This window comes from Agrobacterium deltaense RV3 (genome assembly GCF_900013505.1).
Taxonomy (GTDB): Bacteria; Pseudomonadota; Alphaproteobacteria; order Rhizobiales; family Rhizobiaceae; genus Agrobacterium; species Agrobacterium leguminum.
The window spans coordinates 2,448,911-2,467,964 of the sequence record NZ_LT009745.1; the positions used below are offsets into that span (position 1 = coordinate 2,448,911).

Sequence of the window (19,054 nt, forward strand, 5' to 3'; positions counted from 1 at the left end):
GGATGCGTTCAGCAGATAAGGGAATTTTCCCCGCGAGAATTGCGCCTGCATTGCATGGAATGAATTTTATTAGAAATTATTTAGTAATTTAAATAAGTTAGATCTATTTTCTTAACCGAATCGCAAGAAATTTCATTATCAGAGAGCGGTCGCAGGGCCTTTCGAAACTATAGATCGAATTTCGAGCCGGACACAAAAGCCGGGATTGAGATCGACAAACAGAACACGGCCGCAATGAAGCTCCGCCGCCTTCTGGACCAGATTTAACCCAAGGCCTGCTCCGGGCGAGTTCGTATTGATGCGGTGAAACGGCTCGAATACCTGCGCGCGCTCCGGGAGAGGTATGCCCGGCCCTTCATCGCAGACCTCGATGGCCCCCGCCGGATCGACCCGGATCGTAATTGCGCCCTTGCCGCCAGCATGGTCTATCGCGTTGCGCACAAGATTGACGACCGCCATCTCGATAATCGACGTCTGCACCGTGAAGACGACTTCGCCCTCACCGGGCTCGAAATCGAACTCGTAACCGGCATCCATCGCAATCGGGGCGAGATCGGTCGCGATGCGCTCGACAAGCCTATTGAGATCGCGCGGCTCCGCCGGCAGTTTCACCGCACCCACCGCCTGCATTTCCAGTAGTTGATGCGCAACGCGGGTCAAGCGGTCGATATCGGCCCTGATCTGCCGGCTCAGCGCGTCATCGGGCAAGAGGTCGGCTCTGGTGCGCACGATTGCGATCGGCGTCCGCAGTTCATGCGCCGCATCGGCGAGAAAGCGGTTGCGGCGATTATACCCGTCATCGAGCCTCGACAGCGCAACGTTGAAGGCATCCACCAGCGGGATGATTTCAAGGGGAACTTTCGAACGGTCGATACGCTCGGAACGGTTCTCGAAATCGATGGACTGCGCCTGTTTGACGGTTTCCATCAGCCCGCTCAGGGAACGGCCCACCGCCCGCGGGGTCACGAGCAATGTCGCAATGCCCGTCAGGATCAGCATGGGCACGACGGCGATGAGAATGATGAAGCCCAGCGCCGGCAACACGGTCAGCCAGCGGATGGCGCCCTCGGCATCCTTTTCCAGATCCAGCTGAACATTGATCCAGATGCTAAGCCCGTCATTGGGAATTCCTTCCTCCGTTCCGGCAATGAACTGAAGCCGCCCGGCGGCTGTGTCGCGGTTTTCAACGGTGGCACGGAGCGTTCCCGCCGCCTCCAGACGCGCACGGTCAAAACTTCGGGGAAATACCGCCGACAGGGCAGGCCCCGGGACAGCGCCATATTGCAATACGATGTCATCGGCGTCGCGCACCACAAACCAGAGTTTCGGATAGCGCCGTTTCAACTCCGCCAGTTCCGGCGTCGCCGACAGTTGCGGCCTGCCCTGTCCGTCCTTCGTCACGCTCTCCGCGACGATGCGGGCAGCCTCTTCATTCGCACCTTCGAGCCGTGGATCGATGATCCATATCCAGCCGATGAGAAGGATGACAAAAAGAACGAGCAGGAACGCCTGCAATGCGAAAAGACGCTTCATCAGCCCCCATCGCAGGGATCGATTGCGCTCCTGTCTCATGTCTTCAACCGGATGAGATAACCGATATTCCGCACGGCCCTTATCTCCACGGTGGCTTCAGCCTGCGCCAGCTTCTTCCTGATACGGGAAATATGCGCATCGAGAGCGTTGGACTCGATCTCGTCATCGAGCGTATAGACCGCCTCGATCAGGTTCGACCGCGTAACGATGCGGTTCGGACGCCGCATCAGCGCCTCCAGCACCAGATATTCCCGACGCCGCAACTCGATGATGGAGCCGGCAATGCTGACTTCATTGCTGCGCGGATCGATGCTCAGATTTCCGAAATGCGCATATTTGTCGGAAAGAGAAGGGCCGCGTCTATGGAGAGCCCTGAGGCGGGCGAGCAGCTCCTCAATTGCAAAGGGCTTGGCAAGATAATCATCCGCTCCGGCATCGAGCCCGTCGACACGGTGATCGACACTTCCAAGCGCTGTCAGAACAAGGATCGGCACGGAATGCCTGCTCCGCCGAAGCGAAGCCACCAGGTTCAGCCCCTCGCCATCGGGAAGGCGGCGATCCAGAACCAGAACATCGTAAGACCCGTCCCGCGCAAGGGCGTCAGCATCGCTGATGGTGCGGACATGATCGGCAAGCACATCGCGCCGGCGCAGGGCTTCGAGAAGCGCGCGCGCCATTTCGGGTTCATCCTCAAGAAGCAAGATTCGCAACGACTTCCCCCGGAAACGGATCCTTGCCATCCCCACCACTGGTCGAGAAATGTTGCAGCTACATTGCAGGAGGGCGGGCAGACAATTCGACTTCTACCACCTTGCAGCAGATAATCCGACGGCACTGCGTGCGTTTTACGATGACCTCACTCTGGAAATGTCACGGTTGCGCCGTTGCAGGCCTGTACCCGTGTCTCGCATAAAATCGGTCAAGCTCACGCTGCTGCGGCATCTCACCGGTATAGATGGCGATATAGTCCGGAATCCTCTGCATCCGCACCGCCACATCTTCCTCGGACTGCATGGAAATGTAGCCGATCTGCACCAGATAGGTGGTCCGGGCACGCACATCCGCCGTGTTTTCATTGTGGCCGAACCGCACGAACATACGTGCAAGCGCCGTCATTCTCATCTCGTCGGCCTTGCGAACCTCCGCAAGAATCTCGTCGGACTGAAGGGCCCAGCTTCGAACGGCGAATTCAAATCTGCTGTCGAAAAGCGCGGGATCCAGCCAGCAGTCGAAAACATTCAGCATGGCTTCGGCCAGCGTCTCGGCATAGGCTTCGGATTGCCGGACGATGCTTCCGGTATTTTTTTCCCGCCAGCGGGCGAGAAGCGCGGCCAGCAATTCCTCCCGGTCCTTGAAGAACCAGTAGAAGCTCGTGCGCGACAGATTTAGCTTTTTCGCCAAAGGCAGGATTTTGACGGAATCCACGCCCGATTCCAGCAAAGCCTGATAGGCGGCCTCAAGCCACCCCTCCTGCGATCCACGCCAGCCGGTGTCGTTCAATGTCGCGTCCATGACGCGTTCGTAGCAAATCGGTCTCTTCGCGACAAGCGGGATGTACACCCATGTCAAAAGGAAAGACAATTGTGTTTTGTAAATTGACACAAGTGTACATTCCCGCTTAGCCTTGAGACAGAAACCCTTTTGGAGCAGGCTATGTCGAGCGATCCCCTTCTTCAGCCCTACCAGCTAAAACACCTCACACTGCGCAACCGCATCATCGTCACCTCGCACGAACCCGCCTATCCCGAGGACGGCATGCCGAAGGGGCGTTACCGCGCCTACACGGTGGAGCGGGCGAAGGGCGGCGTTGCGCTCACAATGACGGCCGGCTCCGCCGCTGTCTCCAGGGACAGCCCGCCCGTCTTCAACAACCTGCTCGCCTACAAGGATGAAATCGTCCCGTGGATCCGGGAAATGACCGACGCCGTGCATGAACAGGGTGCGGCGATCATGATCCAGCTCACGCATCTCGGCCGCCGCACCCGCTGGGACAAGGGCGACTGGCTGCCGATCCTTGCGCCGTCCCATCACCGCGAAGCGGCGCATCGGGCTTTTCCCAAGAAGGTCGAGGACTGGGATATCGAGCGTATCATCAAGGACTTCGCCGACGCCGCCGAACGCATGAAGGCGGGCGGAATGGACGGGGTGGAGCTGGAAGCCTATGGCCATCTGATCGACCAGTTCGTCTCGCCACTGACCAATGAACTAGACGGCCCCTATGGCGGCCCGCTTGAAAACCGCATGCGTTTCTGTCTCGACGTTTTCAGGGCGATGCGCGAACGCGTGGGCGACGATTTCATTCTCGGCGTCCGCTACACCGCCGACGAATGTCTTGAGGGCGGCACCGGGAAGGCAGAAGGCATCGAAATCGCCAGACGCCTGAAGGACAGCGGCCTGATTGATTATCTCAATGTCATCAGGGGCCATATCGACACCGACCCGGGCCTGACCGACGTCATCCCCATTCAGGGCATGGCCAATGCGCCGCATCTCGATTTCGCCGGTGAAATCCGCGCCGCGACGAGTTTCCCGACATTCCACGCCGCCAAGATCCCCGATGTCGCCACCGCGCGCCACGCCATCGCCGCCGGCAAGGTGGACATGGTGGGCATGACCCGCGCCCACATGACCGATCCGCATATCGTGCGCAAGATCATGGAAAAACGCGAGGAAGATATTCGCCCCTGCGTGGGCGCCAATTATTGTCTCGACCGCATCTATCAGGGCGGTCTCGCCTTCTGCATTCACAATGCGGCAACGGGCCGTGAGGAAACCATGCCGCACGAGATACCCAAAGCGGCGGAACGCCGGAAGGTGGTGATCGTCGGCGCCGGACCGGCCGGGCTCGAGGCCGCGCGCGTCTGTGCCGAACGCGGCCATGAGGTCGTCGTGTTTGAGGCCGCCAACAATCCCGGCGGCCAGATCCGGCTGACGGCGCAAAGCGAACGCCGCCGGGAGATGATCAGCATCATCGACTGGCGCATGAGCCAGTGCGAGAGACTGGGCGTCACCTTCCACTTCAACAACTGGGCCGAAGCGGACACGGTTCTTTCGGAGAACCCTGACGTGGTCATCATCGCCACCGGCGGCTTGCCGCATACCGATGTACTTTCCAGCGGCAACGATCTCGTCGTCTCGGCATGGGATATCATTTCAGGAGACGTCAAGCCGGGAACGAATGTGCTGGTTTTCGACGATGCCGGCGATCATGCCGGTCTGCAAGCCGCCGAATTCCTTGCAAAAGCCGGGGCGAAAGTGGAGATCATGACGCCCGACCGCGCCTTCGCCCCGGAAGTCATGGCCATGAACCTCGTTCCCTATATGCGCTCGCTGCAAAAACGCGATGTGACTTTCACCGTTACCTACCGGCTGGAAGCGGCGGAAAGAAACGGCAACCAGCTTGTAGCCCATGTCGGCAGCGATTATGGCGGCGTGACGAAATCGAGAACCGTCGATCAGATCGTCGTCAACCACGGCACCATCCCGCTGGACGACCTTTATTTCGAACTCAAACCCGGTTCGAAAAACCTCGGGGAAATCTCCTACGACGCCCTGCTTGCAGGAGCGGCCCAAGCGGTCGAGCGCAACCCGGAAGGCGCCTACCGGCTCTTCCGGATCGGCGATGCGGTCGCCGCGCGCAATACCCATGCGGCGATCTACGATGCGCTTCGTCTGGCAAAGGATATTTGAGGCGGGCGTTCCCGGCAGACAGAGGCAGAACAAATCTGCCTCTGTCGCGACAGGAATGCGGGATCGGCAGCGGCCTCAAGCCTGAATCAAGGCAATGCCCCGGTTCTTGAACCCCAACGTCACATCGCTCGCCGCCGGCAGGCTGGTCTCCACGGCATGGTCTACAATGAAAAGCGTACCGATATCGGTTTCCACCTCATATTCAACGTGACCGCCGAGATAGGCGCTGTGCAGCACCCGCCCGGCAAGCCCCGGCCCGCCCGGTTGTCCGATGGAAATCGAGCCTGGGCGGACCGCAAGCTCTGCGGGACCCGGCCGGGCGTTGCGGGCCGCGACCCGATGATCGATCCCCCCGACGCGGATCAGCGCATCGGCGCCCTCAACGGCAATGACCTCGCAACCGACGACATTCGCCTCACCCATGAAATCGGCGATGAAGGCGGAGGCCGGCGCTTCATAGAGGTCGCGTGGCGCACCCGACTGGGCGATTTCGCCGTCCTTCATCACGATGATCCGGTCGGAAACGGCCAGCGCCTCATCCTGATCATGCGTCACGTAAACCGCAGTGAAACCCAGCCGCTGCTGCAAGTCGCGGATTTCGGTGCGGACCCGGCGGCGGAGGCGGGCATCAAGGTTGGAAAGCGGCTCGTCCAGCAGCAGCACCTGCGGCTCGAGCACAAGAGCGCGGGCAACCGCCACGCGCTGCTGTTGGCCGCCGGAAAGTTCGGCAGGCAGGCGGTGGCCCATGCCGGCAAGGCCGACGAGCTTCAGCCCCTCTTCCGCCCTTTCCCGCGCTTCCGCCTTGCGCAGCCCGGAGGATTGCAGACCATAGGCGACATTGTCGAGCGCCGTCATATGCGGGAAAAGCGCATAGGACTGGAAGACCATCGAGACATCGCGCTCATTGGCGGGCAGCATGGTCACATCCTTGTCGCCGATGAGAATACGGCCCGAGGTCGGATGCTCGAGGCCCGCCAGCATGCGCAGCGTCGTCGTCTTGCCGCAGCCGGAGGGACCGAGCAGGGTTACCAGCGTGCCGGGCTCGATGGTGAGCGAAAGGTCGGGAATGGCGGTGAAGGCGCCGAAGGTCTTGCGGACATTCTGAAAGGTAACGGAGCCGGGCTTTACGGAAATCATGCGGTTTTCTCCTGAGCGAGAGGAACGGAGGAAGCGGAAGGCAGGCCGGCGACGCGGTTTTCGCGCCGCAGGCGACGCTCGCCGACAATGAGCTGGAAGCCGGTAATAACGGTGATCATCACCACGATCAGCATGGAGGAATAAGCAATCGCCACCCCATATTCACCGTTCTCGACAAGGCCGACGATATAGGAGGTCGCCATGTTGTATTCGGCGCTGACGAGGAAGATAACGGCGCTGATGGAGGTGATGGCGCGCACGAAGGAATAGACCAGTGCGGCCGTGATTGCGGGCCTCAAGAGCGGCAGGATGACCTTGCGGATGGTGCGGAAACTATTGGCCCGCAGCGTCAGCGAGGCCTCGTCGAGGCTCTTGTCGAGCTGGCTCATCGCCGCGATGCCGCCGCGCACGCCGACCGGCATGTTGCGGAACACGAAGCAGGCGATGAGGATCAGCGCCGAGCCGGTCATTTCCACCGGCGGCAGGTTGAACGCCATGATATAGCTGACGCCGATGACCGTGCCGGGAATGGCAAAACTCATCATCAGCGCGAATTCGAACAGGTTCCGCCCGGCGAATTTCTGCCGCACGATGATATAGGCGGTCAAAAGACCGACGGCGGCGGTGAGCGGCGCGGAAACCAGCGCGATCTTCATGGTCGTCCAGAACGAGTTCCAGGCAACGCCCGTCCAGGCAATCGAGCCATTGGAGAAGCTGACGGAAAAGGCGCGGATGTAGTGGTCGAGCGTCAGGGAATTGTCGAGACCCCATGTCTTCACGAAACCGCCCACAAGGATCATGCCATAAACAACGATGGTGAAGACCATCCACGGCACCACGACGGCGTGAACGCCGATGGACAGGCCGCGCGGTAGCGCGATATGCGCGCCGCTGTCACCCTTGCCCGTCACCGTGGCGAAATTCTTGCCTGCCAGCCAGAAGCGTTGGGCAAGGAAGGCCGAAAGCGTGAAGCACAGGAGGATGATCGCCAGAACCGCAGCACGCGACGGATCGTTCTGCGAGCCGACGACGGCAAAGAAGATTTCCGTCGACAGCACGCCATGGGTGCCGCCAAGCACCAGCGGATTGCCGAAATCCGCCATGCTCTCGATAAAGCCGATGAGGAACGCATTGGCGAGACCGGGTTTCATCAGCGGCAGCGACACCCGCCAGAAGGTGCGCCAGCGGTCGGCGCGCAGCGTCTGCGAGGCTTCTTCCATCGACGGGCTGACGCCTTCAACCACGCCGATCAGCACCAGGAACGAGATGGGCGTGAAGGAAAGGACCTGCGCGATCCAGATGCCGGTCATGCCATAAAGCCAGCGACCGGGCTCAATGCCGAAGAGATAGGAAAGCCATTCGGTGACGACACCGGCGCGACCGAAAAGCAGTGTCAGGGCAAGGCCGATGACGAAAGGCGGTGTGATGATCGGCAGAACGGTGAGAAGCCGCAGGCCCTTCTTGAAGGGAAAGCGCGTGCGGGTGGCGATCAGCGCAAAGCCGAGACCGAGCACGGTCGAACCGAAGGCGGTCATCAGCGCCAGAAACAGCGTCCGCCAGGCAACGCCACAACGCTCTTCGCCCGCCACGCAGCCAAGGCTCCAGATGCCGGGATCCTGAATATTGCGGATGAAGCCATCGGCATTGAAGGAGCCGTCGAAATCCTGAACGGAGGCGACCAGCATGCTGCCGATCGGATAAAAGACAAAAACCGTGACGAGGAAAACCAGAACGGAAATGGCACCGACGACGAAGGCGTCGCCTTTCATGACGCCGCGCTCGGCGAGACCGAAGGCGAAAAGCAGCACGAAGACGAACGACATTACGACGGCACCGGCACCCATGGAAGGTTGGCCATCGGCAAGCATGCCGAAGAGGTTTTCGCTCACCGTCCAGCTCCAGCCGCTAAAGCCGATGGCCAGCCCCTGCAAGGCGAGGAAAACGAGCCCGGCAGCGCCGACGGCGGCAAGCAGACCGCCGCGCCGCATCGGATCACGGATGGACCGGACAAGGCATGCGGCGAGGAAAAAGATAGCAACGCCGACCAGCCATGGTTTTCCATAGGACAATATTTGCAGCACACCGGGCGCATTGCTGGCGGAAGAGAAAAATCCGGACAGCCAGCGGAAGCTGAAAAAGCCGCCTTCGATGCGATACCAGGGAAGAAGAATGAGGGCAAAAGCCCCGAGCGCCAGGACGATGTCCAGCCTGCGATTGCCACGTGTCATGGCCGACCTCGCTTGTTTCATGCCGATGAAAGAGTGGCGGACACCCCGGCTTAAAAAGCCGGGATGCCTGTCGCCGGAGTTAAGATCAGTTGGCGACCGCACCGACCTCACGGTCCCAGCGTTCCAGCAGCGCCTTGCGCTTGGCCGGATCGCCATAGGTCTTGAAGTCGTAATCGATGAGCTTGATGTCTTCGAACTTCGGCGCTTCCTTCGGCACTTCCGCCGTCTTGTTGGAGGGAAGCTGGAAGGACTTGGCATCCTTCATGCGCGACTGCACCTCCGGCGTCAGCGCCCAGTCATACCAGGTCTTCGCATTGTCGAGGTTGCGGGCGCCCTTGATGATCGACATGGAGCCGATTTCATAACCCGTCCCTTCGCAGGGCGCGATGGACTTGACGGGGAAACCTTCCGCCGTCTGCGCCACCGCATCATGCATGAAGACGATGCCGAGCGCCGTTTCGCCGCGCGCCGCCGCCTTGACCGGTGCGGAGCCAGACTTGGTATATTGAGAAATATTGGCGTTGAGCTTCTTCAGATAATCAATCGCCTGATCTTCGCCCATGATCTGCACCAGCGAGGCAAGCGCCGTATAGGCGGTGCCGGACGAATTCGGATTGGCGATCTGGATTTCGCCCTTCAGTTCCGGCGCCAGCAGGTCGGCCCAGCACTTCGGCTCCTTGTAACCCTTGGACTTGAAGATTTCGGTGTTGTAGCCCCAGCCCAGCGCGCCGGCATAAACGCCGACCGTCCTGTAGCCGGTGCTTTCCGCCTGCTTCACGGCCCAGTCCTGCAACTGGTCCAGCATCGGCGACTTGTATTCGAGCGTCAGGTTCTCGGACGCCGCCTGCATGTGCGGATCGCCGGTGCCGGCCCACCAGATGTCGGTCTTCGGGTTGCGGGCTTCCGCGCGCACCTTGGCATAGGTCTCGCCCGAAGACAGGCGCACCATATTGACCTTGATGTCGTGTGACTTTTCAAAATCGCCCTTCATCTGTTCGCAGATGACGACATCGGCCGAGCAGATCAGGTTGAGTTCGCCCGCCGCCTGCGCGGAAACGGCACTGAGTGCCGTACCGGCAAAAAGCAGGGTGGAGAGTATCGTCAGTCGCATGGTTATCCTCCTGTAGCTTGCGTCTGAATTCTCGGGCCGCGCGCAGACATGGCGCTGCCGGTCGCGGCGCCTGCGGCGCGCGCGCTGTCTTTTGCGGGATGTGGGTTTTGGCCCTACTGGGTCTGGCTCGGGTGGATTTCGCTGTCGAAGCGGCTCAATAACCGACTTCGCTCTTCCGGCTGTCCGAAGGTGGCAAAATCGTAATCCACCATCTTGATCATCGATATGTCAGGCGCCGTGAGCGGCAATGTCGCCCGGGCGTTGGAAGGCACCTGGTTCTGGCCGGCCGCGGCCCCGGTCGCCTGCCCTTCCGGGCTCAGCGCAAATTCCACGAAATCCTGCGCAATTGCCGTATTGCGGTTGCCCTTGACGATGCTGACCGCCCCGATCTCGTAACCGGTGCCCTCGCAGGGGGCGACGATAACAAGCGGAAACCCTTCGGTCTTCTGGGTGACGGCATCATGCATGAAGGAAATTCCGATCATTATCTCGCCCCGCGCCGCCGCCTTCACCGGTGCGGCACCAACCTTGGTGTAGCCCACGACGTTCTGGTTGAGCTTCGCCATGAACCCGAAAGCTTCCTCCTCGCCGAAGAGCTGGACGAGAGTGGCCAGCATGGTGAAGGCCGTGCCTGAATAGTTCGGATTGCCGGTCAGGATATGGCCGCGATAGACATCCTTCGCCAGATCCTTCCAGCAGGTCGGCCCCGGCAGATTGTTCTTCGCAAGCAGTTCCGAATTATAGGCAAAGCCCAGCGCGCCGGCATAAATTCCCGCAGACCGCGATCCCGACATCACCGAGAAATTCTGCGCCCACGGCAGCAAATCCTGCTGGTGGACAGGCCGGTATTCATCCAGCAACCCTTCAGACGCCGCCTGCAAATGGGTATCGCCAGTACCGCCCCACCAGACATCGACAGTGGGATGGGATCGTTCGGCACGAATCTGATCGAGGATTTCACCGGTGCTCTTGCGCACCATCGAAATCTCGAGACCGGCCCTGGCTTGAAAAGCCCGCTGCATGGTCAAGCACCAGGCCTCGTCGACGCCGCAAAGGACGTTCAACTTCGGCTCGGCCATGCCATGCCCTGCGCCGCACAGCCATAAAGCCATGCTCGCCGCAAGTGCGGTCAATGCTTTCAATTAAGCCTCCCTGCCCGGAACCTCCCCGTTCCAGTCTCCACCTACAGCATGTCACATCCTGTCCGCACCGCAATCGAAGAATGGTTACCAATCTTTCACCGCACCGCCGAACAAGATTACAGATATTACAATTATGACAGGGGCGATAACCAGCGAGCCTTTGAAGATCGCCGCCGCAATGCCTATGATGATGGCGGGAGGAAAGTGCAGTGCTTAATCAGAAGGTTCGCATTCTGATCGTCGAGGACGATCCGGATATGGCCGAGCTCATCTCGGACCTCATCGAGGCGGAGGGCTGGCTGCCCACCTGCGCGCGCTCCGCCGAGGAGGCGGACGAGATATTGGCAAGGGACAGGATGCAGCTTGTGCTGGTCGATCACAATCTGCCGGGCACATCCGGACGCACCTTCGCCCAGCGGCTGCGCAGCCAGATCGACATCGGCATCGTCATGGTCACTGCCGCCGGCAGCGCCGCCGACCGGGTTCTCGGGCTTGAGACCGCAGCCGACGATTATGTGGTCAAACCCTTCGAACCCATCGAACTCACGGCCCGGATCAAAGCCGTACTGCGCCGAACGATCCCTTCGCTGAAACAGGAGAAGGACAGCGATCATGGGCGCGGGGCGCTTCGCCTCGGCGACTGGGCAATCGATCTCGATGCACGCCGCGCCGTCTGCCTCGCGGACCGTAGCCGTACACTGACCACCGCCGAATTCGCGCTTCTGGAAATACTGGCGGAAACACCCAACCAGCCCGTCAGCCGCTCCCAGATTCTCGACAGGCTGGGTTCGGAGAGCGACCGTTACATCGACAGAAATGTCGACGTGCTGGTGCTGCGGCTCAGGCGCAAGATCGAGATCAATCCCGACCTGCCGCGCCATATCAAGACGCGGCGCGGCAAGGGTTACGTGCTCCACACCGATGAGGGCGAGCTTTCCCCGTGATCAGCCGCTCCTTCCTTTCCTCCATCGCCTTTCGCCTGCCCTTTGCGATTGTCTTTACCTGCCTCCTCGTCTTCAGCCTTTCCGCCATCGCCATTTATGGCCTGCAGCGCGCCCGCGATGAAATGGCGGCCTATGGGTTGCAGGCCTTTTCAAGCCTCGCCAAGGCGTCGCTGGTCTCGCGGCAGGTCTCCGATCTCGTCTCCAGCGCACCGTTCCTGATGAACGCCGCCTCGCCCTATCGCGTTTCCAGCGAAAGCCGCTCGGTGGTCCAGCAGGTCGATATTTTGCTCGAAATGACAGGACCGGACAGCGGCGAACGGATCACCCGTGGCTTTGCCAGCGAACGCATCGTCGAACTCCTCCAGATCATCCGGGAACAGACGCTCGATCTTGCGAAGGATGCCGATGCGGCACAGGGCCACAAGGCGGAAGCGGCAGCGGCGCTCGGCGAAATCGCCACCGGTCAGGGCATCCTCGATCCGGAACTGCGCCGGCGAATGAACGGCATCGTACAGGCCGCATCCGCATCCGACAGCCTCTTCCAGCTTGGCGAACTGCGCCGCCGTTACGTGGCGGAAACAACGGCGCGCCAGCAGGGCTATCCCGGCGAGCGCCTGCCCGTGGCCGAGCTGCAGCCCTATGAGCGGGTCTTCGAAGCCCAGAGCCGTTACCTTCTGGAAATGTTCGCGATCCGCGCCTCGGTCTCCCGCCTTCACACCGTCTCGCGGGATCTTTCCCATGTGACCGAAACCCAGGGCGATGCGGTTGCGCGCAGCCTGAACGAAGACCTGATTTCGACTTCCGATGCCCTCAATCGGCTGCTGATCATTGTTGCCGTCGCCTCGCTTCTGGTTCTCATCGTGGCGATCTTCTCGATCCGCTCGGTAATGCGTGTCTCGCGCGGGATCGTGACGATCTCCAACGGTATGAACGCCCTTGCCAAGGGGGATAAGGATGTCGGCCCGCCCTCCTATACCGGCCCCGAGACGGAGTTGATCCGGCTGCTCGATGCGTTTCGCGCCTTCCATGACAGCGTCGACCGCGTCTCGCGCCTCAGGCGCACGGCGGAAGCGGCGGCCCGCACCATCCGCTCGACCTTCCGCACCATGAACGAGGGAATTGCGCTCTTCGATCCGGCCGGCCGGCCCATCACCATGAATCGTCGCATCATCGAACTCGTCGGACGCTCCGGCTCATCGCGAAAACTGCCGCTTCGCCGGTTTGTCGAACCGATCCCGGAAATCGACCCGGCTCTGCTGCCCTTCGATGCAGAGCCCGGAGAATTGCTCGACCGCGCAGTCCTGCGCCATCGCACCGACGATCAGCGGGTGATCGAAGTATCGATGTCACGCCAGCCGGATGGCGGCATCGTGCTGCTCGCCCGCGATGTGACCGCTCTCGATCGCCAGGAAGCGGAAGCCGTCAAAGCCCAGAGACTTGATGGCATCATGCGCATGACCCATCAGGTCAGCCACGAGGTAGGCAACATGATCGGCATCATCACCGGCAGTCTAGGACTTCTGGAGCGGGAAGCCGGTTTCAACGATCGCCAGAAGCGGCACATCGCCCGCATCCGCAAGGCGGCAGACCGCGGCCGGTCTCTGGCCAGCAGCATGCTTACCATCGGCAGCCAGCAGCCGATTCATCCAAGCGTCATCAATGTCGCAAGCCTGCTGCGCGGCATGGCCGATATTCTCGAAATCGCCGTCGGCCCCAAATGCCGGATCGCGCTCTATATCGACGACGATCTTCCCTCGATACCGCTGGACCCGGCCCTTTTCGAACAATCCATCCTCAATCTATGCCTGAACGCCGCAGCCGCCATGCCCGATGGCGGCCTGATTTCGATCGAGGCCGCTTCGGGCAAAGATACGCTGGTGATCGCCGTCACCGACGAGGGCATCGGCATGACGCCGGAGGCCGTGGACAAGGCCTTCGAGCCCTATTTCACCACGCGGGGCGACCATGGCGGTGCAGGTCTCGGCCTCGCCATGGTCTACGGGTTCGTTCGCCAGAGCGGCGGCGAAGCGCATATCAGTTCCAGACCCGGCGAAGGCGCAAGGGTTGAACTGACATTCTCGGCAAATGCCGGTCACACCTAGCGGGCAAGCTGTGCGGATTCGATCGAATCCGCCAGTATCTCCAGCCCAAGGTCGATTTCCGAATCCGATACCGTCAGCGCCGGCGCAATGCGGAAGACGCCGCCCATGCCGGGCAGCTTGACGATGTTCATGCTAAGACCGCGCAACATCGCCTCCTGCATGATGCGCGCACCGAGTTCAAAACCCGGGGCTTTCGTATGCCGGTCGGCGACGACTTCAAGTCCGAGCAAAAGCCCGCGCCCGCGCACATCTCCAACGCATTCGAACCGCTGCTGCAGCGAGAGCAGCCCCTCCTTCAAACGGTTTCCGCGGGCAATTGCCTGTTCCACCAGACCATCTCGCGCCACCACATCGAGAACCGTCACGCCGACAGCCGCCGGCAGCGGATCGGAAACATGGGTCGTATAGAACAGGAAACCCCTCTCGAAGGCCTTCTGTTCGACGTCTGCGCTCGTCATCACCGCCGCAAGCGGCAGGCCGGCGCCGAGCGTCTTCGACAGCGTCATGATATCGGGCGTCACACCGTCCCGCTGGAAGGCGAACATATGCCCGGTCCGGCCAACACCGGTCTGGGCTTCATCGAGAATGAGCAGCATGCCGCGCTCCTCGCACTTTTTCTTTAGCGCAGCGAGATAACCGGCCGGCAGTTCGAGGATACCGCCGCTCGACAGGATCGGCTCGGCAATGAAGGCGGCAAGATTGCCGGTCGACTGGCGATCTATCAGTTCGAAAGCATCGTCGAGTTCCGCCTGCCAGTCATTCGATCCATCGGGATTCTTGAAACGCGGACGATAGGCATTCGGCGCGGGAATGACGAGTGAACCGGCCGTGGCCGGGCCATAACCCCTGCGGCCGGCGCTATAGGTGGCGGAGGCCGCAGCGCCGGTCATGCCGTGCCAGCCCTGCGCGAAAGCGACGATCTCATGCCCGCCGGTCACAAGCTTCGCCATGCGGATCGCCGCCTCGTTGGATTCAGCCCCGGTGGTCAGCAATTGCACGCGATCAAGACCCGGCGCGAGCGCCGCCAGCCGCGCCGCCAGGTCGACGACAGGGCGGGACAACATGCCGGAAAAGAGATGGGCGACCGATGCCATCTGCCGGTTGACGGTGGCAACGATATCCGGATGGGTATGCCCGATCAAAGCGCTCATCTGGCCGGAGGTGAAATCGAGAATGGCGCGCCCATCCGCATCGTAGACGAAACTTCCCTCAGCCCGTTCGACGATGATCTCCTCGAAGGCCGGTCCGTAGCGGGTCAGATGTTTATTGGCGGCCTCCCAGAAAGCCGGTTCGTCATTGAGCGAGGCGAAGTTCTTCGCAAGCTTGTCCATGGCATATTCCCCAAGAGTTTATCTTGCGGAAACATAACAACCCATTGCCACCTCAGTCCAATTGATAGTATTTTACTCCGATATCGATAATTTTGATATCGCCATGCTCGACCTTACGCTGCTGAAGAACTTTATCATTGTCGCTCGCGCCGGCTCCATCAGCGTCGCCGCAGCGCAGATCGGACGCACCCAATCCGCGCTCAGCACCCAGATGCAGCGGCTGGAAGAGCTGGTCGGCCATACCCTGCTGCAGCGAACGGGTTCTGGAGTGCGCGTAACTGCGGCGGGCGAGAGACTGCTTGCCCATGCCAGCGCCCTGCTTGCCCGGCATGATGAAATCCTTGCCGATATGGGTGAGGCGACTCTGCAGGGAACCGTGAGCCTTGGCTGCCCTGAAGATTATTCCATCGCCTTCCTGCCGGAACTGCTGAGAGGCTTCTTCGGCACCTACCCGAAAGTCGATCTGCGCATGGTCTGTGCGCCCACGACGGAACTGCGCCCCCTCCTGCAACGCCGCCAGATCGACATGGCGCTGGTTTCGCAATCCGATCCGGATCACCGCGACGTGCTCCGCAGGGAAAGCTTCGTCTGGGTGGCGGACAGGCCGGAGCCGGATCTCCTCGCCAAGGATGTGCTGCCGCTGGCGCTCTCCGCGCCCGTGACGCTGGATCACCGCGCGGCGTGCGACGCCATGGAAGCCGCCAATCGCCGCTACCGCGTCGCCTTCGCCAGCAACAGCCTTTCCGGCCTCATCGCAATCGCGCGCTCCGGCCACGCCATCAGCGTGCTGACAAGGACAGCCGTTCCAGCCGACCTTCATATCGTCAAAAGCGGGCTACCACCCCTGCCGACGATCGGCATTGCCATCGAGTTTGCCGATACGCAGACATCTTCGGCAGCCAGGGCGCTGGGCGATCACATCCGCACCGTTCTTCCAAGTCTCAGCCTGTAGCGTCAGGTTAATCCGGGCTTCGGAATCCTCTGGAACTTCGTCAGGCTATCAAGCGGCTTCACCTATCCTTGTACAACGATCCGGGCACCGGGCTTTACCCGGTTGTAGAGGTCGATGATATCCTGATTCAGAAGACGAATGCAGCCGGCCGATACAGCCTTGCCGATTGAGCCTGGATCATTCGTGCCGTGAACACGATAATATGTATCCCTGCCATCCTTATGCATATACAGCGCTCGGGCACCCATCGGGTTCGATGGGCCGCCATCGACTCCATCCTTGTTCGGGCCGTAATGCGCGGGGTTCCTTGCGACCATTTCAGGTGTTGGGATCCAGCGAGGCCAGGCAGCTTTTCGCGCAATAATCGCGTCGCCACCATCGAAGGCGCGCGCAACAGGGCCGACACCCACGGCATATCGGATCGCCTTACCGCCGGGTTGAATCAGATAAAGGAAACGTGCTCGTTGATCGACGATGATCGTACCGGGCTTTTCGTCCGTGGCATAGCTTACGACCTGCCTCACGAAGGCAGGATTCATTTTTCCGGTATTAACGCCGGCAATATGAAAACCGGCATCGGTCTTTTCGCCATACATAAGCACCGGGTCGGTTCCGATTGGGGCTGCCTCCCGATCTTCGACACGCTCATTGGAAGGGCGCGGCGTAGCGCCGGGAATACGGTCGGCATTGCTTGCGCAAGCGGTGAGGAAGATTGTCAACGCGACGGCCATCGGCCTGCGAGGAGAAACAATTGGACGAATCATGGGAGCCTGCTGGAATTGGTTGGAGCCTATAAAACTTGGCTGAAGCTCCAACCTTAAGGCTGCCTTAAACGCTAGTCCGGTCACTCCTGCGGCAGAATGAGCGCCACGACGAAACCGGAATCACCCTGACGAAAATCAAGTTCCCCGCCGAGCTTTCGCATCGCCATGTCGACAATCGCCAGGCCAAGGCCGCTGCCTTCGCCACGGGCCGAATGTCCTCGCTTGAACCGCTCCCTGGCAGTCTCCTGATCTTCCGGATTTATGCCCTGCCCTTGATCCGTCACGTCGATTTCGACCTTGGGACCGTTCTTCAGTGCACAAATCTCAACGCTTGAGCCCTCCGGCGAATACTGAATCGCATTCTCGATGACGTTGCGCAGGGCCAGACGCAGGAGATTGACGTTTCTCAAGGTCACCATTTCATCCGATTGCAGGCGAAGCTTCACGGAGATGCCACGCCTGCTGCTCTGGGCTTCAAGATCGGACCGAATGTCCTCCATTATCCCTGCGAGCCGCACCGTCTCGATCCCGTCGCCGCGATCCGCCGAATCGACGAGCGCCAGGTCGATAAGCTGGCGGACAAGACGCCCGGTCCGGTCAACGCTCGTCGAAATATGCGCCAGCGCCTTGTCTCGAACATCATCCTCCTTACTCCGCAGCGCCACCTGAGCCTGGGTCTTCAATCCGGCAAGCGGGGTCTTCAACTCGTGGGCGGCATAGGCGATAAACGTCTTCTCACGCTCACGGGCTGCCTCCACCCGCAGGAAGAGGGAGTTCAGCGATCTAAGCAATGGCTTGATTTCACTGGGCGTGTCCCTGTTTTCGATGGCGTGCAGTTCATCCGCAGACCTCAACCCCAGTGACATAGCGATCCTGTTGAGCGGTCCCAGCCCCTGTCCAACACTCAGCCAGATCAGCACCGCAAGGATCGGCAAAATGGCAACGGCCGGAACGAGCTGCCCCTTGACCACATCGGCAACCAGCCTGTCGCGTATCTCCAGACTGTCGCCCACAAGAACACGGGCATTGAGGTTCGGATTCACAACCGCAAAGACACGCCATCGGACACCATCGACGATGGTTTCGCTAAACCCGTCGCGATTGTCTGTTAGCGATTCACGCGGCGCACTTTCCGACCGGCTGACGAGTTGCCCCTGAAGCGACCATATCTGGCAGGAGAGCTGTCGTCGGTAGTCCCCCTGGAGATCGAACGACGAGGCGGCGTCGGTGGCTTTCGTGTCGTCCACGGCGGCAGCCACATCGATATGGTGATCGGTAAGGAGCGAGCTGACCATGCGGGCGGCTTCCATCAGTCGCGCGTCCAGCACCCGCTCGACCTGATGCTGCACACTGAAATAGGTCCACATGACGGCAAGCAGCCAGAGGGCTCCCGTCGTCGCCAGCAGGATCGCAAAAAGCCGCAAACGGATCGAACGCATCAGGGCATCCCCAATCTGTAGCCAACCCCGCGCACCGTTTCGATGGCGGCACTTCCAAGTTTGGCGCGCAGCTTATGCACATGCACCTCGATCGTATTGCTCTCCACATCCTCCTGCCAGCCGTAGAGACGCTCTTCCAGTGCCTGTTTGGAGTGAATTGCCTGGGGACTTTCCATCAGCGCATGAAGGATCGAGAACTCGCGGCGCGACAGGATTACGGTCGACCCATCCCGAAGAACCTGCATCGAAGCGGGATCCAGCGTCAGCCCTCGCAGGCTGATCTGCGCACTCGCCCGCCCGGCCGCACGGCGCATGATCGCCCGCAGACGGGCGGCAACCTCATCCAGATCGAAAGGTTTGCCAAGATAATCGTCGGCGCCCGCATCCAAACCATCGATGCGGTCTCCAACCTCGTCCTTGGCCGTCAGGAGCAGGACGGGAATCCGGTTTCCACTGCGACGCAAGCCGTTCAGGACATCCAGCCCGGAACCGTCCGGCAGCATTCGATCAAGAACGACCGCATCGAAATTATCCGTCGCCAGCGCCTCCGACGCATCGGCGGCCGTTGTCACGCCGTCCGCGACGAAGCCGCTCAGCTTCAAACCTTCCCGTAACCCGTCGAGCAGGATCGGATCATCTTCGACAATGAGAATTCGCAATCACGCCTCCGCAAGCGGTCCA

Annotated in this window: 15 protein-coding genes; 4 read left to right on the plus strand and 11 right to left on the minus strand. The window is 60.7% G+C overall.

From position 1 onward, the window contains the following. Window positions 1-138: 138 nt before the first annotated feature. The 3 genes from AGR7B_RS12390 to AGR7B_RS12400 all read right to left on the minus strand — a co-directional run bounded on the left by AGR7B_RS12390 (window position 139) and on the right by AGR7B_RS12400 (window position 3,045). Window positions 139-1,533, minus strand: a complete 1,395-nt coding sequence (locus tag AGR7B_RS12390) for a sensor histidine kinase (protein ID WP_198939071.1) — start codon at window positions 1,531-1,533, stop codon at window positions 139-141. A gap of 35 nt (window positions 1,534-1,568) precedes the next feature. Then, entirely contained in the window at window positions 1,569-2,243 is a 675-nt protein-coding gene (locus AGR7B_RS12395) for a response regulator transcription factor (RefSeq protein ID WP_078051626.1), read from the minus strand. Between the two features lie 160 nt (window positions 2,244-2,403). Next, window positions 2,404-3,045, minus strand: a complete 642-nt coding sequence (locus AGR7B_RS12400; RefSeq protein WP_162934125.1) for a TetR/AcrR family transcriptional regulator — start codon at window positions 3,043-3,045, stop codon at window positions 2,404-2,406. A gap of 141 nt (window positions 3,046-3,186) precedes the next feature. On the opposite strand from AGR7B_RS12400, the gene AGR7B_RS12405 reads away from it, so the two are divergent. Beyond that, window positions 3,187-5,223 (plus strand): NADH:flavin oxidoreductase, encoded by a 2,037-nt coding sequence (locus tag AGR7B_RS12405; protein ID WP_080856754.1) that lies wholly within the window; start codon window positions 3,187-3,189, stop codon window positions 5,221-5,223. Between the two features lie 75 nt (window positions 5,224-5,298). Here the strand turns inward: AGR7B_RS12405 and AGR7B_RS12410 are convergent, their stop codons facing one another. The 4 genes from AGR7B_RS12410 to AGR7B_RS12425 all read right to left on the minus strand — a co-directional run bounded on the left by AGR7B_RS12410 (window position 5,299) and on the right by AGR7B_RS12425 (window position 10,811). After that, window positions 5,299-6,360 carry an ABC transporter ATP-binding protein gene (locus AGR7B_RS12410; protein WP_080856755.1) on the minus strand — a complete coding sequence of 354 codons (1,062 nt, stop codon included), beginning with the start codon at window positions 6,358-6,360 and terminating at the stop codon, window positions 5,299-5,301. After that, the gene (locus AGR7B_RS12415) at window positions 6,357-8,588 is read right to left on the minus strand and encodes an ABC transporter permease (RefSeq protein WP_080856756.1); all 2,232 of its coding nucleotides are present in this window, start codon (window positions 8,586-8,588) and stop codon (window positions 6,357-6,359) included. Before AGR7B_RS12415 ends, AGR7B_RS12410 begins: the two co-directional genes overlap by 4 nt. A gap of 85 nt (window positions 8,589-8,673) precedes the next feature. Then, complete coding sequence (locus AGR7B_RS12420; RefSeq protein WP_003492136.1) at window positions 8,674-9,699, minus strand: ABC transporter substrate-binding protein; 1,026 nt, start codon at window positions 9,697-9,699, stop codon at window positions 8,674-8,676. A gap of 113 nt (window positions 9,700-9,812) precedes the next feature. Next, on the minus strand, window positions 9,813-10,811 hold the full coding sequence (locus AGR7B_RS12425; protein ID WP_080856757.1) for an ABC transporter substrate-binding protein: 999 nt from the start codon (window positions 10,809-10,811) through the stop codon (window positions 9,813-9,815). 239 nt (window positions 10,812-11,050) lie between these two features. Between AGR7B_RS12425 and AGR7B_RS12430 the strand changes: the two genes are divergently transcribed. Both AGR7B_RS12430 and AGR7B_RS12435 read left to right on the plus strand, forming a co-directional pair. Continuing rightward, window positions 11,051-11,785, plus strand: coding sequence for a response regulator transcription factor (locus tag AGR7B_RS12430; protein ID WP_080856758.1), 735 nt, complete (start codon window positions 11,051-11,053; stop codon window positions 11,783-11,785). Further along, on the plus strand, window positions 11,782-13,887 hold the full coding sequence (locus tag AGR7B_RS12435; RefSeq protein ID WP_080856759.1) for a sensor histidine kinase: 2,106 nt from the start codon (window positions 11,782-11,784) through the stop codon (window positions 13,885-13,887). The genes AGR7B_RS12430 and AGR7B_RS12435 overlap by 4 nt, the downstream gene beginning before the upstream one ends. Here the strand turns inward: AGR7B_RS12435 and AGR7B_RS12440 are convergent. Beyond that, window positions 13,884-15,218 carry an aspartate aminotransferase family protein gene (locus tag AGR7B_RS12440; protein ID WP_080856760.1) on the minus strand — a complete coding sequence of 445 codons (1,335 nt, stop codon included), beginning with the start codon at window positions 15,216-15,218 and terminating at the stop codon, window positions 13,884-13,886. The two genes, AGR7B_RS12435 and AGR7B_RS12440, sit on opposite strands and share 4 nt — an antisense overlap. A 103-nt stretch (window positions 15,219-15,321) precedes the next feature. Here AGR7B_RS12440 and AGR7B_RS12445 point away from each other — a divergent pair, with 103 nt between their 5' ends. After that, a complete protein-coding gene (locus AGR7B_RS12445; RefSeq protein WP_162934126.1) occupies window positions 15,322-16,170 on the plus strand; it encodes a LysR family transcriptional regulator in 849 nt (282 codons plus the stop codon). A 62-nt stretch (window positions 16,171-16,232) separates the two neighbouring features. Here AGR7B_RS12445 and AGR7B_RS12450 read toward each other — a convergent pair whose 3' ends face one another. The 3 genes from AGR7B_RS12450 to AGR7B_RS12460 form a co-directional block, all read right to left on the minus strand. Further along, the gene (locus tag AGR7B_RS12450; RefSeq protein WP_245317704.1) at window positions 16,233-16,934 is read right to left on the minus strand and encodes a L,D-transpeptidase; all 702 of its coding nucleotides are present in this window, start codon (window positions 16,932-16,934) and stop codon (window positions 16,233-16,235) included. Window positions 16,935-17,014: 80 nt separating this feature from the next. Then, window positions 17,015-18,373, minus strand: coding sequence for an ATP-binding protein (locus AGR7B_RS12455; protein WP_080856762.1), 1,359 nt, complete (start codon window positions 18,371-18,373; stop codon window positions 17,015-17,017). Next, window positions 18,373-19,032: a response regulator gene (locus tag AGR7B_RS12460; RefSeq protein ID WP_065656201.1), complete on the minus strand. Its 660-nt coding sequence runs from the start codon at window positions 19,030-19,032 to the stop codon at window positions 18,373-18,375. The genes AGR7B_RS12455 and AGR7B_RS12460 overlap by 1 nt, the downstream gene beginning before the upstream one ends. Window positions 19,033-19,054 lie beyond the last annotated feature (22 nt).

Bases quoted from the DNA above. Each gene is read 5' to 3' on its own strand.
- AGR7B_RS12415 (WP_080856756.1), bottom strand. From the start codon at position 8,588: ATGACACGTGGCAATCGCAGGCTGGACATCGTCCTGGCGCTCGGGGCT.
- AGR7B_RS12450 (WP_245317704.1), bottom strand. From the start codon at position 16,934: ATGATTCGTCCAATTGTTTCTCCTCGCAGGCCGATGGCCGTCGCGTTG.
- AGR7B_RS12445 (WP_162934126.1), top strand. From the start codon at position 15,322: ATGCTCGACCTTACGCTGCTGAAGAACTTTATCATTGTCGCTCGCGCC.
- AGR7B_RS12420 (WP_003492136.1), bottom strand. From the start codon at position 9,699: ATGCGACTGACGATACTCTCCACCCTGCTTTTTGCCGGTACGGCACTC.
- AGR7B_RS12440 (WP_080856760.1), bottom strand. From the start codon at position 15,218: ATGGACAAGCTTGCGAAGAACTTCGCCTCGCTCAATGACGAACCGGCT.
- AGR7B_RS12405 (WP_080856754.1), top strand. From the start codon at position 3,187: ATGTCGAGCGATCCCCTTCTTCAGCCCTACCAGCTAAAACACCTCACA.
- AGR7B_RS12390 (WP_198939071.1), bottom strand. From the start codon at position 1,533: ATGAAGCGTCTTTTCGCATTGCAGGCGTTCCTGCTCGTTCTTTTTGTC.
- AGR7B_RS12425 (WP_080856757.1), bottom strand. From the start codon at position 10,811: ATGGCTTTATGGCTGTGCGGCGCAGGGCATGGCATGGCCGAGCCGAAG.
- AGR7B_RS12455 (WP_080856762.1), bottom strand. From the start codon at position 18,373: ATGCGTTCGATCCGTTTGCGGCTTTTTGCGATCCTGCTGGCGACGACG.
- AGR7B_RS12410 (WP_080856755.1), bottom strand. From the start codon at position 6,360: ATGATTTCCGTAAAGCCCGGCTCCGTTACCTTTCAGAATGTCCGCAAG.
- AGR7B_RS12400 (WP_162934125.1), bottom strand. From the start codon at position 3,045: ATGGACGCGACATTGAACGACACCGGCTGGCGTGGATCGCAGGAGGGG.